Genomic DNA, 13,820 nt, shown 5'->3' with positions numbered 1-13,820 from the left:
GGTTGGCGTGGGGTGCCCGGCGGCGGCACCTATCGCACGCCGCCGCCCGACCATGCGTCTCCCACCGGCCGGGCATCCGCCGTCCTTAACTGGGGCACTCAGAACGTGCAGTCCATGTGCTTGATGCCGTTGACGAAGTTGGAAAGCAGATTCTCCGGCTCTCCGCCCTCGATGTGCGGCACCCGCCTGAGCAGCTCGCCGAACATGGCGCTGATCTCCCGGCGCGCCAGATGCGCGCCGAGACAGAAATGGGGGCCGGGCCCCCCGAATCCGACGTGGGGGTTGGGGCGCCGGGTGATGTCGAAACGCTGCGGAGCGTCGAAGACGGATTCGTCGCGATTGGCCGACCAGTAGAAGAGCAAAACCTTCTCCCCCGCGCGGTATGTCGTGCCGTTCAACAAGTGGTCGCGGGTGACCTTGCGCCGCATGTAGTTGACGGGTGAGGCCAGGCGCACGATCTCCTCGACCGCGCCCGCGGTGCGGCCGGGGATGTCCTTCAGCCACAGGGCACGCTGGTCGGGGTTGAGGGTGAGCATGCGCAAGCCATACGAAATCGCGTTGCGCGTGGTCTCGTTGCCGGCGACGACGAGCAGGATGAAGAAGGACCCGAGCTCCTGGAGGGTGAGCCGCTCACCGTCGAAGTTGGCGCTGACCAGGGCGGAGATGAGGTCGTCTGTGGGGCGCTCGACGCGATGGGCGGCGAGCTCCTGCACGAGCTGCTGGAGCTCGTGACCGGCCATGAGCAGTCTTTCGAGCATGGCCTGCTCGTCGGTGTCTCCGTATTCGGGGTCGAGGCCGCCGAGCACGATGTTGGACCTGTCGTAGACGTAGTTGTAGTCGGAGGCGGGGATGCCCATCATGTCGCAGATGATCTTAAGCGGTAACCGGGCCGCGACCTGCGGGACGAAGTCGCCGCCCGGTCCGGCCGCCAGGAGATCGTCGACGATCTGGACCGCGGTGGCCTCGACGGACGCCTCGAACTGCTTGATCATCTTCGGCGTGAAGGCGCGGGAGACGATCCGGCGGAGGCGGGCGTGACGCGGGTCATCCATGTTGATCATGGAGCCGAAGTATTCGGCGAGGTCGTCGGGCATGTCCTCGATGTTGGTGGACCCGCCCCCCGAGCTGAAGATCTCGGGGTTCCTGCTGATCTCCAGCAGGTCGAGGTGCTTGACGATCGCGTGGTAGCCCGGCCCGGGGGCGGCGTAGGACACCGGGGGCTCCGCGTAGAACACGGGCTGCTCTTTCGCCCGGAGCAGGGCGAACGCCCGCTCTCTGTCGGCCATGGGTCGCGCCCAGAACTCATAGTCCGATAGGTCGAAATCGCTGATCGAGGTGATTTGCCGATGGTGTTGCGGAATCACGCTCATGCGCCACATCCTCATCACGACGGTCCGTACGTACAGCGTACGCCTACGAGAGCTCAGCAAAAGACTCTCAGAGAAATGCGACCGAAATTGACTTATGCCCGAAAACTAGAAGTCTTCTCGCAGAATGAGGTCCGCCGCCCTCTCCGCGATCATCACGACAGGCGCGAGAGTGTGGCCCCGGTTGAGGGTCGGCATGACCGACGCGTCGACAACCCGCAATCCCTCAAGACCGTGCACACGCAACTCCGCGTCGACGACCGCGTCCCCGGAAAGTCCCATTCGACACGTACCTGCGGGGTGATAAAGCGTTTCCGAACGCTCACGCAAAAATGCGATGACTTCCTCGTCGGTGACAGGAGCCGTATAAGGGACCATGGGCCCGTCGACGTAATCCCGCAATGCCTCGGTCGCGGCCAGGCGCTGCGCCATGCGCAACCCGAGGGCGAGCCGCCGAATGTCCGCCTCCGCCGAGAAGTAAGCCGGGTCGATGACGACATCTCTGTCCTCGTCGAGGGTGATTCGGCCCTGACTCTCCGGTTGCAGCAGCATCGCGCCGATGGTGATGCCGTGGCCGGGGGGCGGCGTCAACCCGTGATCGATGAAAGGCACGGGGGCGAAGATGAGTTCGATGTCGGGCGCTGGCTCCTCCGGAGATGTCCGGATAAAGGCGACGGCCTCCCCCACATTGGAGGTGAGCGGCCCCGACCTGTGGAAGAGGAATCTCACGAGGTTGGGCAACCGGGGAGCCGTGGCCAGCGTCACGGGTCTCGGGCAGTGCATATACACGGCGGTGACAAGGTGGTCGACAAGCCCGCGCCCGACTCCGGGCAGATCGTGGTGCACGTCGACGCCGCCGACGCGCAGCACGTCGGGGTCGCCGACGCCGGAGAGCATGAGCAGGTGGGGCGAGCCGATCGCGCCGCCGGCGAGCAGCACCTCCTTGGCCGCCCGGACCTCGGCTCCGTGCGCCAGCCGTACTCCGACGGCCCGTTTGCCGGAGAACAGCACACGGTCGGCCGGAGAATCGTGGATCAGCGTCAGGTTGGGCCGCTTGAGCGCGGGGCGCAGGTAGGCGTCGGCCGGGCTCCACCGGCGTCCGCGCCGCTGTGTCACCGGTGTCGGGGCACACCCTTCACCGAAACGGTCTGCGGCGCCGTTGACCTCGGCGCCGTTGAGTTCGGGGAGCCGGGCCAGACCGAGTTCCGCACAGGCGGCGAGGAAGGCGCGGGTGGTCTCGTTGGGGCTGCGAAGTTCGGAGATGTGCAAGGGTCCGGCTGTGCCGTACACCTCGCCCCGGTTCGTGCCCACGCGGTGCTCGGCGCGCTGGAAGTAGGGGAGGACATCCTCATATGACCAGCCGGGGATGTCCCATTGGTCATAGTCACGGGGGTGGCCCCGCACCCACATCTGCGCGTTGATGGAGGAGGAACCTCCGAGCGTGCGTCCGCGCGGCCAGTAGAGCGAGCGGCCGGCGAGACCGGGCTGGGGTGCGGTGGTGTAGTTCCAGTCGTAGGCGGTCTTGAAGAGCTTGCCGAAGGCGGCCGGGATCCTGATCTCCAGCCGGTCGTCGCGCCCGCCGGCCTCGATGAGGGCGACACGTGTGCCGGGGTCCTCGGAGAGCCGTCCGGCGAGCACACATCCAGCCGCACCGGCACCGACGATCACGTAGTCGTATTCCGTGGCCACCCACATCCCCTTTGCCCAGATATGCGCCGTCTACCGACATAGCCGCACATAGATCCATACAACGGGAGTCGCACATGATTTGGCTATCACGACCTACCAATCAGTAGTAACCCACTGCAAGGATGTCACCAGGCACAACCTGAGAGGAAGCTCCATGCTCAATCTGTCGATCGTCTTGGAGGACAGTGCGCGCGAGGCGCCCGACGACATTGCCATGGTCTTCGGAGATCTGCGCCTGCCGTACTCGATGGTGAACACCGTCGCGAACCAGGTCGCCAACCTGCTGACCTCCCGAGGGATCGGCAAGGGGGACAAAGTTGCGCTGACTTGCCCGAACCTCCCCTATTTCCCCTTTGTCTACTACGGCATCCTGAAGACCGGCGCGACCGTTGTCCCGCTCAATGTCCTGCTCACGCCGCGCGAGGTGGCCTACCACCTCGCCGACTGCGAGGCCAAGGCGTTCTTCAGCTTCGAGGGCACCCCCGAGCTCCCGATGGGGCAGCGCGCATATGAGGGCTTCGCCGAAACGCCGGGCGCCGAGCACTTCTTCATCCTGCCCGCCGCCGCGTTCGCCACCACGTCGTCGGTGGAGGGGGCGGAGACGATCTGGTCGGCCTTGGACGGCATGTCCCCGGTGTACGAGACGGCGGGGACCGCGCCCGACGACACGGCGGTCATCCTCTACACGAGTGGCACCACCGGCCGCCCCAAGGGCGCCGAGCTGAGCCACCAGAACATGCTCATGAACGCGATCGTCTCCGATGAGATGTTCCTGCGGCAGGAGCGGAACGTCTTCCTCACCGCGCTGCCGCTTTTCCACTCCTTCGGGCAGACCGTGCTCATGAACATGGGATTCCGGCGCCGCGCCACCTTGGTCCTCATGCCGCGCTTCGAGCCCGGCGAGGCCCTGGAGCTGATGCGCCGCGAGCAGGTGACGAAGTTCGCCGGCGTGCCCACGATGTATTGGGCGTTGCTGTCGAAGATCCACGCCGACGGGGAGGAGGTGCCGATGTCGCTGAAGGTGGCGGTCTCCGGCGGCGCGGCACTGCCCGTCGAGGTGCTGAAGGACTTCCACACGACCTTCGGCTTCGGCGTGCTGGAGGGCTACGGCCTGTCGGAGACCTCGCCCGTGGCGAGCTTCAACCAGCTCGGCAGACCCAACAAGCCGGGCTCCATCGGCACGCCGGTGTGGGGCGTGGAGATGAAGCTGATCGACGCCGAATGGAACACGCTCGAAGGCACCGGTCCCGGCGAGATCGCCATCCGGGGACACAACATCATGAAGGGCTACTACAACCGGCCCGAGGAGAGCGCGGAGGTGCTGCGGGACGGGTGGTTCCGCACCGGTGACATCGCCCAGCGCGACGAGGACGGCTACTACTACATCGTCGACCGCGCCAAGGACATGATCATCAGGGGTGGTTTCAACGTCTATCCGCGCGAGGTCGAGGAGGTGCTGCTCACCCACCCGTCGGTGTCGCTCGTGGCCGTGGTGGGCGTGCCGCACGAGCGCCACGGCGAGGAGATCAAGGCGTATGTGATCCCGGCACCCGGCACCACCGTCGGCGCGGACGAGCTGATCGCCTGGGCCAAGGACAACATGGCCGCCTACAAATATCCGCGCGAGGTCGAGTTCAGGGAGACCCTCCCGATGACCGCGACCGGCAAGATCCTCAAGCGCGAGTTGCGCTGACGCCCGCGGCGCCCCCGGCCCGGCGCTGGGCCGGGGGTCGCCCGCGGAGTACGGCGTGAGCCGGATCAGGGCCAGTCGAGCGACGGGCGCAACGGCACGTCGGCCTCGCCGCCTTCACCCAGTTTGACCCCGAGCACCTGGTGGAGCTGCACCTTGTTGCGCTCGAAGCCGACGATGCAGCCGGCCATGTAGAGCCGCCACACCCTGGCAGTGCCCTGGCCGACCTCCGCGACAGCCTCGTCCCAGTGGGCGTCAAGGTTGGCGCACCACTTTTCGAGGGTCTTGGCGTAGTGCTCGCGGAGGTTCTCCTCGTGGCGCACCTCGAAGCCGAGGTCCTCCATCTGACGGATCAGATAGCCGACCGACTCAAGCTCCCCGTCGGGGAAGACGTAGCGGTTGATGAAGCCGCCCTTGTTGATGGTGCGCTCCGTGCCGGTCGGCCGGGTGATGCAGTGGTTGAGCAGGCGGCCGCCCGGCCGGAGCTTGCCGTAGAGGAACGAGAAGTAACCCGGCAGTTGGTCCTTGCCGATGTGCTCGGTGAGGCCGATGGAGCTGACCGCGTCGAAATCGGTCTCGGCCACGTCGCGATAGTCCATGAAGCGCACTTCGGCCAGGTCACTGAGCCCCGCATCGGCGATCGCCTTCTGCGCCCACTCGGCCTGCTGCCGGGACAGTGTGACACCGAGGGCCTTCACCCCGTATTCGCGGGCGGCGTGCATCACCATGCCGCCCCAGCCGCAGCCGACGTCGAGCAGCCGCATGCCGGGCTTCAGCGCGAGCTTCTTCGCGACCAGGTCGAACTTGGCGAACTGCGCCTCCTCCAACGTGGAGTCGTGCGAAGGGAAGACCGCGCAGGTGTAGGCCATAGACGGGCCGAGCACCCACTCGTAGAACCTGTTGGACACGTCGTAGTGGTGGTGGATGGCCTCGGCGTCACGCTGTTTGGCGTGACGGCTGCCCAGCTTGGCCATCGTGCTGCGCCGGACCTCTTGCGGAGGCGGGTTCACCCGCATCAGCAGGGGTTTGACGCCGAGTGACCGGACCGCGGCGAGCTTCTCGCCGAGCGACAGGTCCTCCAAGGTCAGCGCCCACATGCGGTCGAGCAGGGTATACATGTCGCCCTGCACGTCGAGATGGCCGGATATGTAGGCGCGGGCCAGCCCGAGCTCGCCGGGTGCCTGCGCGAGGTAGGCCACCGCGACCGGTGACTTCACCTCGATCCGCACATCGGCGCCGCCGCGCCCCGCCTTGCTTCCGTCGTAGGCGACGAACTCGATATCCGCCGTGCCGCCGACAACCTTCTCAAAGATCTGCGCCAAACTCACAGGATCAACCTCCTAACGCCCCCGCACACACTTCTCATAGAGGTCGAGCAATCGGCCACCCGGATCGTATGCCCGCTTCACCGGCCAGTAGGCGTCCCCGTTGTAGAGCCCCCAGAACTCCTCACGGGGATAGAACGACGTCGAGTAGAGAGACTTGTGACCGTCGAGATCGTGCACGGCACGCTCGATCAGACGGTTGTAGTAACCGTCGAACTGCCCCCTCGGCAGCGGCACGGTGCCCCAGAAGCCGAAGTTGAGATAGAGCTTGCCCTGGTCGAGCGGATAGAGCGGCCACTCGCCGTTGGACTTCAGCGGGCACATCCAGACCGGCGTCATGCCGACCTTCTCGTGGAAGAAGCGCAGGAACTCGGCGCCCCGCCCGATAGGCACCTCGACGTCCTGGATGACCGACTCGTGCACCGGGTTGTTGCGCCACCGGTCGATGCGCGCCGTCACTCCATATTTGCGGTCAAGGCCGACGAAGCGCCGGTAGACATCCGAACGCATCCAGCGGCGCGGCATGAGGGAGCGCACCAGCGGCTTTTGCACGCCGAACGCCCGTGAGCACCAGAACCAGTCGGTGTCCCACCGCCAGAGGTAGTCGCGAACGGTCAGCCAGTCGCGCGTGCGGTTGCGAATGGACTGGTAGTAGATGCGCATGCCCGTGTAGTCAGAGACATAGGGGGCATGGTCGGCGAAGCGCCCGAGCGTGATGAAAAGCTCACCGGGCCCGAAGAACACCCCGTCGACGAAGTCGACCGGCTCGCCGTCGTGCTCCCCGCGCTCGCAGATCTCCTGCATGGCGAGCATGCACTTGTCGGCGTCGCCGAAGGGCAGATGCGTCAACCGGACAAAAGGTTTGACCCGCTTGAGTTTGATGCGCAGTCGGAGCGCATATCCAAGCGTGCCGTAAGAGTTGGGGAAAGCCCTGAACAGGTCGCGATGCTCACCGGTGTCGTCGGCCACCACGATGCGGCCGTCGCCGGTGAGGATCTCCATCTCCTCGACAGACTCGTGGGGCAACCCGTCGCGGAAACTCGTCGACTCGATGCCGAGCCCTGTGACCGCTCCCCCGAGCGTGATGGTCTTGAGCTGCGGCACGACATATGGCATGAGCCCGTGCGGCAGCGTCGCGTCGACCAGCCGCTCGTAGGTCGTCATTCCCTGGACCTCGGCGGTCATGGAGCCGGGGTCGACTTCGATCACCTGGTCGAGGTGGCGCGCCGAGAGGCGGGCGGCGGCCCGCCGGTCGTCTCTGAACCTGAAGAGGTTGGTCGTGGCTTTGGCCAGGCGCGGCGCCGCGTCGCCGGGAATCGAAGCGTAGGACTCCCGGATCTGTTCTACGGCTCGCCGGTGTGCCGACATGCGCGTCACCGGGCGGCACCCCCCGGGCAGTGTGGGAGATTGTTGTGCAGGAGATCGTCGATTAGCACGTTATATCCCTAAGTCAGAGCAGACCAGGAGAGCAACGGGTTTACCGCGCGAGACCCCGTGAACGCAGAACACCCACGATCGCCCGGATCTGCGGAGTCCCCGCATGCTCGCGGTCGGCGAAGGCGAATACGACTCTACAACCCGGGAATCTGCCCGATCACGGCCGCACCCCCTTGTGCGAAAACCAAGAATCAGGCCAGCGTACCGGGCTGGCCCGACAAAACCTCGGAGGCTACTCCGCGGGTGTGAAGCTCCGGAAAACCCATCTCATCGCCGTCTGATGCGGGGCCCAGACCTCCTGCTCGGTCGTCCACTTCAGCACGATCGAGCCCTCCTCACCCACGATCACACGCCTGACCTCGCGATATGTCGTCCCCGGCCGCAACCAGGACTGCCCCTCGTTCCCTGTGGCGGTGAACACGAAGCCCCACTCGACGGCCTTGCCATGTTCCGAGGGGATCGTGCGCATATATCCCCTCTCATAACCCTTGACCTGGGGCTTCAGCGTGGTCTCCATGTCGGTGAGGATCTCCATCGCCCCGGTGTAGGACGTGATCTCCTCGATCGCGAGGTGAGCTTTGCCGTCCCTTCGCACCCATTGCGTGTAACTCTCGTGCACGCTGCCGCGCCACAGCCGCGGCGCGTCGACCTTCCACCCCGCCCGCGAACGATACGGCCTGTACGGCGAAAGCGTCCTTGTCGGCCTGGCGGAAGGTGTGGCCGAGGGCGCCTTCTCCGCCGCCACCGGGGTGGCCTGGGGCTCGCCCGCCACCGTCGGGGCGCCGGTGGCGGTGGCGTCCGCCGGCCCCGCGCCGTCGCCTGAGGAGAGCGTCAGGTAGGCCGCGGTGCCGCCGCCGAGCACGACCACCAGGGCGGCGGCCACTAGTGCCGTCCGGCCTCCACCGCGCCGTGCCGTACCCCTCCTGCCGCGGCCCGGCGCACTCCGGGCGGGGGCGGGGGCGGGGGTGTCCTTGCCGCGCCGCCGCCGGCCCTTCTCGGGGACGGCGACCTCGGCCAGCAGCCGATCGGCCTCCGCGGCGCCGATGCGGAGCGCGGGATCGCGTTCGAGCAGGCACTTGAGCGCGGGGTGCAGAGCCGGGGGAACCCTGGTGAAGTCGGGCTCCTCGGTCAGCAGCGCGCTCAACGTGGCCATGGTCTCGCCGCGCTCGAAAGGCGACCGGCCGATCACGGCGGCGTAGAGCGTCGCGCCGAGCGACCACAGGTCGGAGGCGGGTCCGACGTCCTTGCCACGCGCCCGCTCGGGGGCGAGGAAGGCGGGCGAGCCGGTCACCATGCCGGTCTGGGTCAGGGAGCTGTCGCCCGTGGCGGTCGCGATGCCGAAATCGGTGAGTACGGCACGGCCTTCGGGCGTCACCAGGATGTTGGCCGGTTTGACGTCGCGGTGCAGAATGCCGGCCGCGTGTGCCGCCATCAGGGCGCTGAGGATCTGGCGGCCGATGTCGGCGACCTGCCGCGTGGGCACCGAGCCGCTCTCGGCGACGACGCGGTCCAGGGAGGGGGCCTTGACGAGCTCCATGACGATCCAGGGGCGGCCGTCCTGCTCGGCCACGTCGTAGATCGCGACGATGCCCGGGTGGCTGATCTTGGCGGCGGTGCGCGCCTCGCGGCTGGTGCGCTGGAGCTGGCGCTCGCGCTCGACGCCGGACAGGCCCGAGGGCAGCAGCACTTCCTTGACGGCGACCGGCCGGTCGAGGAGCGCGTCGTGCCCCTCCCAGACCGCACCCATGCCGCCCTGGCCGAGTTTGCGTATTAGCCGGTAGCGCCGGGCGATCAGCTGCTGCCCGTCCGGTGACGCCATGTTCAGCCCCTCGGTTGCCGCAGGACGCTCCCTACTGATCCCTACTTAATCGTGCGCAAGTTTCCCATATTGGCGACCGCCGCGTGCGCCGCTCGCCCGTGCTCCCCGGAGGAATCGTGTTTCAGCCGCGCCTGCTTTCCTCGAAACCGGGCCCTCGCACGGCAAACCTCCCCCGCCGGTCTCCACCGATTCCCGCGCCCCCACCTCACGCGTCGCCACGTCGCCCCGGCGCCGGGAAAGTGCTTCATCGCCGTCCGCGCGGCACAGTGCCTTGCGGCCCGCGGGCGGCGATGGTTCTACTGAGCGAAGATCCGACACCCCGCGAAGGAGCGCCCATGAGCCGACCGAGCACCTCCGCCCGCACCGGACCGCTGTCCGGCGTGCGGGTGCTGGAACTGGCCGGACTGGCTCCCGGCCCCTTCGCCGGGATGATGCTGGCCGACCACGGCGCGGAGGTCCTGCGGATCGACCGGGTCGCCGCCGCCGGGGACACCCCGCGCCGCGACGTGATGGACCGCGGGAAACACACCATCGGTCTCGACCTGAAATCGCCCGAGGGCGTGACCGCGTTCAAGCGGCTCGCCGCGCACGCGGACGCGGTCATCGAGGTCTACCGGCCCGGCGTCGCCGAGCGGCTCGGCATCGGCCCCGGCGACCTCCACGAGATCAATCCCGGGCTCGTCTACGGCAGGATGACCGGATGGGGACAGGACGGCCCGCTCGCCCCCACAGCCGGACACGACCTCAACTACATTGCGATTTCCGGCGTGTTGTCCATGCTCGGCCGCGAAGGTGAGAAACCGACCGCGCCCCTCAACATCCTCGGCGACTTCGCCGGCGGCGGGCTCATGCTCGCCCACGGCATCGTGCTCGCCCTCTTCGAGCGCACCCGCACCGGTCGCGGCCGGGTCGTGGACGCCGCCATGACCGAGGGCTCGGCGCTGCTGTTCGCGATGTTCTACCAGGGCCCCGCGAGCGCCGGCTGGGGCGCCCGCGGCACCAACCTGCTCGACACCGGGGCCCCGATGTACGACACCTACACCACCAAGGACGGCCGCCACGTCGCCGTCGCCGCGCTCGAACCGAAGTTCTATGCCGAACTCGTCGGGCGCATGGGCCTCACCGGCCTGCCCGACCGCGACGACAAGGCCGCCTGGCCCGCGTTGCGCGCACGGCTCACCGCCGCGTTCGCGACACGCACCCGGGCCGAGTGGGAGGAGGTGTTCGCCGGCTCCGACGCCTGCGTCTTCCCCGTGCTGGAGATGGACGAGGCGCCCGCGCACCCCCACAACCGGGCCAGGGGCTCCTTCGTCGACGTCGACGGGATCGTCCAGCCCGTGCCCGCGCCGCGCCTGCTCGGCGTGCCGGACCAGGACCTCTCCCCCGCCACCCGGCTGACCGACCTGGCCTCGTGGGGGTTGCCGGCCGACGAGGCCGACCGGCTGCGGGCCTCGGGGGTGCTGGGCTGAGATCGAGGCTTATGCCGACCCGGCCTATTTCTCGGCGGAGGCCGATATCCGGCGGCTCCGCCGTACGGCGCGGGCCGGATCAGCCGGGCGCGCTCACTTCTCGCCCGCAGCTCGTTCGCCCGGCGGCTATCCCCAGGCCGGGAGGACGGCGATGTAGAGATCGGCGCCGTGGCCGTGGTGGATCTCCAGATCGGTGGTGAAGGCGCGTGGCGGGGTGCCGCCCGACTCGGTGTGCTTCCAGACCCGCTGCCACGCCTCGACGAGCGCCTGCGGCATCGGCCCCCGCGCCTCCACCAGGATCGACCGCGCGGCCGGCACCCGCGCCGCGACCATGCCCTCGGGGAGCGCGGCGGCACTGCGCACCGCGACTCCGACGATCTGGGTGTAGGGCCCGTGGTGATCGCTGTGGTAGTCGGACAGGACGGCATAGAGGTTGTCGGCTATCCGGCCGGGCACATGCGCGAATGCGCCGGGTTCGAGCGCCCGCCGCCACAATCCAGGGAGTTTCGCCCGCGATGGGTCCATCTCCTCGGCATTGGACGTGCGTACGGCATAGCCCACCACGAGCGTCTCTCTGCGCTCGACGATATTCACTTCGCTCATCAGCGTTTCTCGTCTCCCTCGCCACCTGACCGAGGAGCAACCCGTTCATCCGGTCGGCGAACCGGGCCCTGATCAGGCCGTTCGTGTTCAGGTTAAGCACCTGCGGGGCATGGCCGGACCGCGGTCGGCCATCGGGATGAAGGGGGCTCGCTCTCCGCGCACATACGCGGGACGAACCGGATCATACGGCTGCGGCCGTCTTGCCATGGCCCAAGATTGGGAACTCCTCCTCTTGACCATCCAGCGCATAAGGTGGAGAAACGTGAGATTTCTCAATGGGCTCGCGCCTGCGCATGATCTGACCTACAGCGACGTGTTCATGGTGCCGTCACGGTCGGCGATCGGCTCCCGCCTCTCCGTCGACCTGTCCACCCACGATGGCTCCGGCACCACACTCCCGATCGTGGTCGCCAACATGACGGCGGTAGCGGGGCGGCGAATGGCCGAAACCGTCGCCCGGCGGGGCGGCATCACGGTGATTCCCCAAGATATTCCCATCGACGTCGTGGCCGACGTCGTCGAATGGGTGAAAAAGCGTGATCTTCTACACGACACCCCGATCACACTCACCTCCCACGACACCGTGGGAGACGCACTCAATCTCCTCCCCAAACGGGCCCACGGCGCCGTCATCATCGTCGACTGGGACAACCGCCCCATCGGCGTCGTCACCGAGGCAGACTGCAGCGGCGTCGATATGTTCACCCAGCTGTCCGAGGTGATGTCGGCCTCAGTGCTCACGCTGCCCGCCGGGCTCGACCCGCGAGCGGCCTTCGACCACCTGCACGAGGGCCGCCACCGGCTCGCCCCCGTGGTCGACGACAACGGGCGGCTCGTCGGCATCCTCACGCGAACAGGAGCACTCAGAGCCACCCTCTACCAGCCCGCCGTGGACCGCGCCGGACGCCTGCGCGTCGCGGCCGCGGTCGGCGTCAACGGCGACGTCGCGGCCAGGGCCAAGGAACTCATCGAATCCGGCATCGACGTGCTGGTGGTCGACACCGCGCACGGCCACCAGGAGAAGATGATCGCCGCCCTGAAGGCCGTCAAGGCCCTCACCCCCGGCATCCCCATCGCCGCGGGCAACGTCGTGACGGCGGACGGCACCCACGACCTCATCAAGGCCGGAGCCGACATCGTCAAAGTCGGCGTGGGCCCCGGCGCCATGTGCACGACGCGCATGATGACGGGCGTCGGCCGGCCGCAGTTCTCCGCGGTGCTCGAGTGTTCCGCCGAGGCCCGCCGCCTGGGCGGGCACGTGTGGGCCGACGGCGGCGTGCGCCACCCGCGCGACGTCGCCCTCGCCCTCGCCGCCGGAGCCGCCAACGTGATGATCGGCTCGTGGTTCGCCGGCACATACGAGTCCCCCGGCGACGCCCGCACCGACGCCAACGGCAGGCAGTACAAGGAGAACTTCGGCATGGCGTCGGCTCGTGCCGTACGCCTGCGCACCGCCGACGACAGCCCGTTCGAACGCGCCCGCAAAGCCCTGTTCGAGGAGGGGATCTCGACCTCCCGGATGTACCTCGACCCGGTAAGGCCCAGCGTCGAAGACCAGATCGACGCCATCGTGGCCGGACTGCGGTCGGCGTGCACTTATGCGGGGGCCGGCAACCTGGAGGAGTTCCACGAACGCGCCATCGTGGGGGTTCAAAGCTCATCCGGGTATAGCGAGGGCATGCCGCTCCACCAGAGCTGGTGATCCGCGCCGCCGGACAGCACTCCAGCGCTGAAGGGGCGTAGAGTCGTCCGGTCACACCAGACGACCAAGGAGAACCACGTGGCTTTGGATAAGCCCGAGATCGATTTCCCCGAGGGCGCCCCGCCCAGCGAGCTGCAGATCACCGACATCGTCGTGGGTGACGGACCTGAGGCCAAGCCGGGTCACAACGTCACCGTGCACTATGTCGGGGTCTCTTTCTCGACGGGCGAGGAGTTCGACGCGTCCTGGAACCGCGGGGAGACCTTCCAGTTCCCCCTCGGCGCCGGGCGCGTCATCGCCGGCTGGGACCAGGGCGTGGCGGGCATGAAGGTCGGCGGGCGTCGCCGCCTCACCATCCCTCCGCACCTCGGCTACGGCAACCGCGGCGCGGGAGCGGCCATCAAGCCGGGCGAGACCCTGATCTTCGTGGTGGACCTCATCGGCGTGAACTGAGGCCCTACCGCGGGTGGCGGCATCCCTGCCGCCACCCGCACACGGAGACCTGGGAGGCCTGGCGTCGTTGGCATGGCGCTTGCGCAGGCTTCGCCGTACTGGCCGGGAACCTCTTCCGGAAGGCCGCCGCCTTTCCCGGAAACCCGCGCGAACCCCGCCGCCCTTCTCCGGAAACCGCACCTCCGCCGGGAACTCGGCGCGAACGGTGCCTTCCCTCCCTGGAAACCTGCGCGGGCCTCACCGCCCCCCATTCCCCGGAAACCTGC

At 67.9% G+C, this 13,820-nt stretch carries 10 protein-coding genes; 4 read left to right on the top strand and 6 right to left on the bottom strand.

The genetic code is table 11. From position 1 onward, the window contains the following. Positions 1 to 98: 98 nt before the first annotated feature. Positions 99 to 1,370, bottom strand: coding sequence for a cytochrome P450 (locus Ssi02_RS09540; RefSeq protein WP_204023745.1), 1,272 nt, complete (start codon positions 1,368 to 1,370; stop codon positions 99 to 101). Between the two features lie 105 nt (positions 1,371 to 1,475). Further along, complete coding sequence (locus tag Ssi02_RS09535) at positions 1,476 to 3,056, bottom strand: GMC family oxidoreductase (RefSeq protein WP_239128749.1); 1,581 nt, start codon at positions 3,054 to 3,056, stop codon at positions 1,476 to 1,478. A gap of 154 nt (positions 3,057 to 3,210) precedes the next feature. On the opposite strand from Ssi02_RS09535, the gene Ssi02_RS09530 reads away from it, so the two are divergent. Next, positions 3,211 to 4,749, top strand: a complete 1,539-nt coding sequence (locus Ssi02_RS09530; RefSeq protein WP_204023741.1) for a long-chain-fatty-acid--CoA ligase — start codon at positions 3,211 to 3,213, stop codon at positions 4,747 to 4,749. A gap of 65 nt (positions 4,750 to 4,814) precedes the next feature. On the opposite strand, the gene Ssi02_RS09525 is transcribed toward Ssi02_RS09530, so the two are convergent. The 3 genes from Ssi02_RS09525 to Ssi02_RS09515 all read right to left on the bottom strand — a co-directional run bounded on the left by Ssi02_RS09525 (position 4,815) and on the right by Ssi02_RS09515 (position 9,327). After that, positions 4,815 to 6,074 (bottom strand): SAM-dependent methyltransferase, encoded by a 1,260-nt coding sequence (locus tag Ssi02_RS09525; RefSeq protein WP_204023740.1) that lies wholly within the window; start codon positions 6,072 to 6,074, stop codon positions 4,815 to 4,817. A 12-nt stretch (positions 6,075 to 6,086) separates the two neighbouring features. Next, positions 6,087 to 7,439: an FAD-binding oxidoreductase gene (locus Ssi02_RS09520; protein ID WP_204023884.1), complete on the bottom strand. Its 1,353-nt coding sequence runs from the start codon at positions 7,437 to 7,439 to the stop codon at positions 6,087 to 6,089. Positions 7,440 to 7,740: 301 nt separating this feature from the next. Next, positions 7,741 to 9,327: a serine/threonine-protein kinase gene (locus tag Ssi02_RS09515; protein WP_204023737.1), complete on the bottom strand. Its 1,587-nt coding sequence runs from the start codon at positions 9,325 to 9,327 to the stop codon at positions 7,741 to 7,743. A gap of 335 nt (positions 9,328 to 9,662) precedes the next feature. Between Ssi02_RS09515 and Ssi02_RS09510 the strand changes: the two genes are divergently transcribed. Further along, positions 9,663 to 10,796, top strand: a complete 1,134-nt coding sequence (locus Ssi02_RS09510) for a CaiB/BaiF CoA transferase family protein (protein WP_204023735.1) — start codon at positions 9,663 to 9,665, stop codon at positions 10,794 to 10,796. Between the two features lie 126 nt (positions 10,797 to 10,922). On the opposite strand, the gene Ssi02_RS09505 is transcribed toward Ssi02_RS09510, so the two are convergent. After that, positions 10,923 to 11,399, bottom strand: coding sequence for a GyrI-like domain-containing protein (locus Ssi02_RS09505; protein ID WP_239128748.1), 477 nt, complete (start codon positions 11,397 to 11,399; stop codon positions 10,923 to 10,925). 262 nt (positions 11,400 to 11,661) lie between these two features. On the opposite strand from Ssi02_RS09505, the gene Ssi02_RS09500 reads away from it, so the two are divergent. Then, positions 11,662 to 13,101: a GuaB1 family IMP dehydrogenase-related protein gene (locus Ssi02_RS09500; RefSeq protein WP_204023733.1), complete on the top strand. Its 1,440-nt coding sequence runs from the start codon at positions 11,662 to 11,664 to the stop codon at positions 13,099 to 13,101. Positions 13,102 to 13,179: 78 nt separating this feature from the next. Beyond that, positions 13,180 to 13,554, top strand: a complete 375-nt coding sequence (locus tag Ssi02_RS09495; protein WP_275410640.1) for an FKBP-type peptidyl-prolyl cis-trans isomerase — start codon at positions 13,180 to 13,182, stop codon at positions 13,552 to 13,554. Positions 13,555 to 13,820: the final 266 nt, after the last annotated feature.

The sequence above is a fragment of the Sinosporangium siamense genome (genome assembly GCF_016863435.1).
GTDB classification, from domain to species: domain Bacteria; phylum Actinomycetota; class Actinomycetes; order Streptosporangiales; family Streptosporangiaceae; genus Sinosporangium; species Sinosporangium siamense.
Note: the sequence above shows the minus strand (reverse complement) of the source record. Positions and strands in the feature narration are given on the sequence as shown.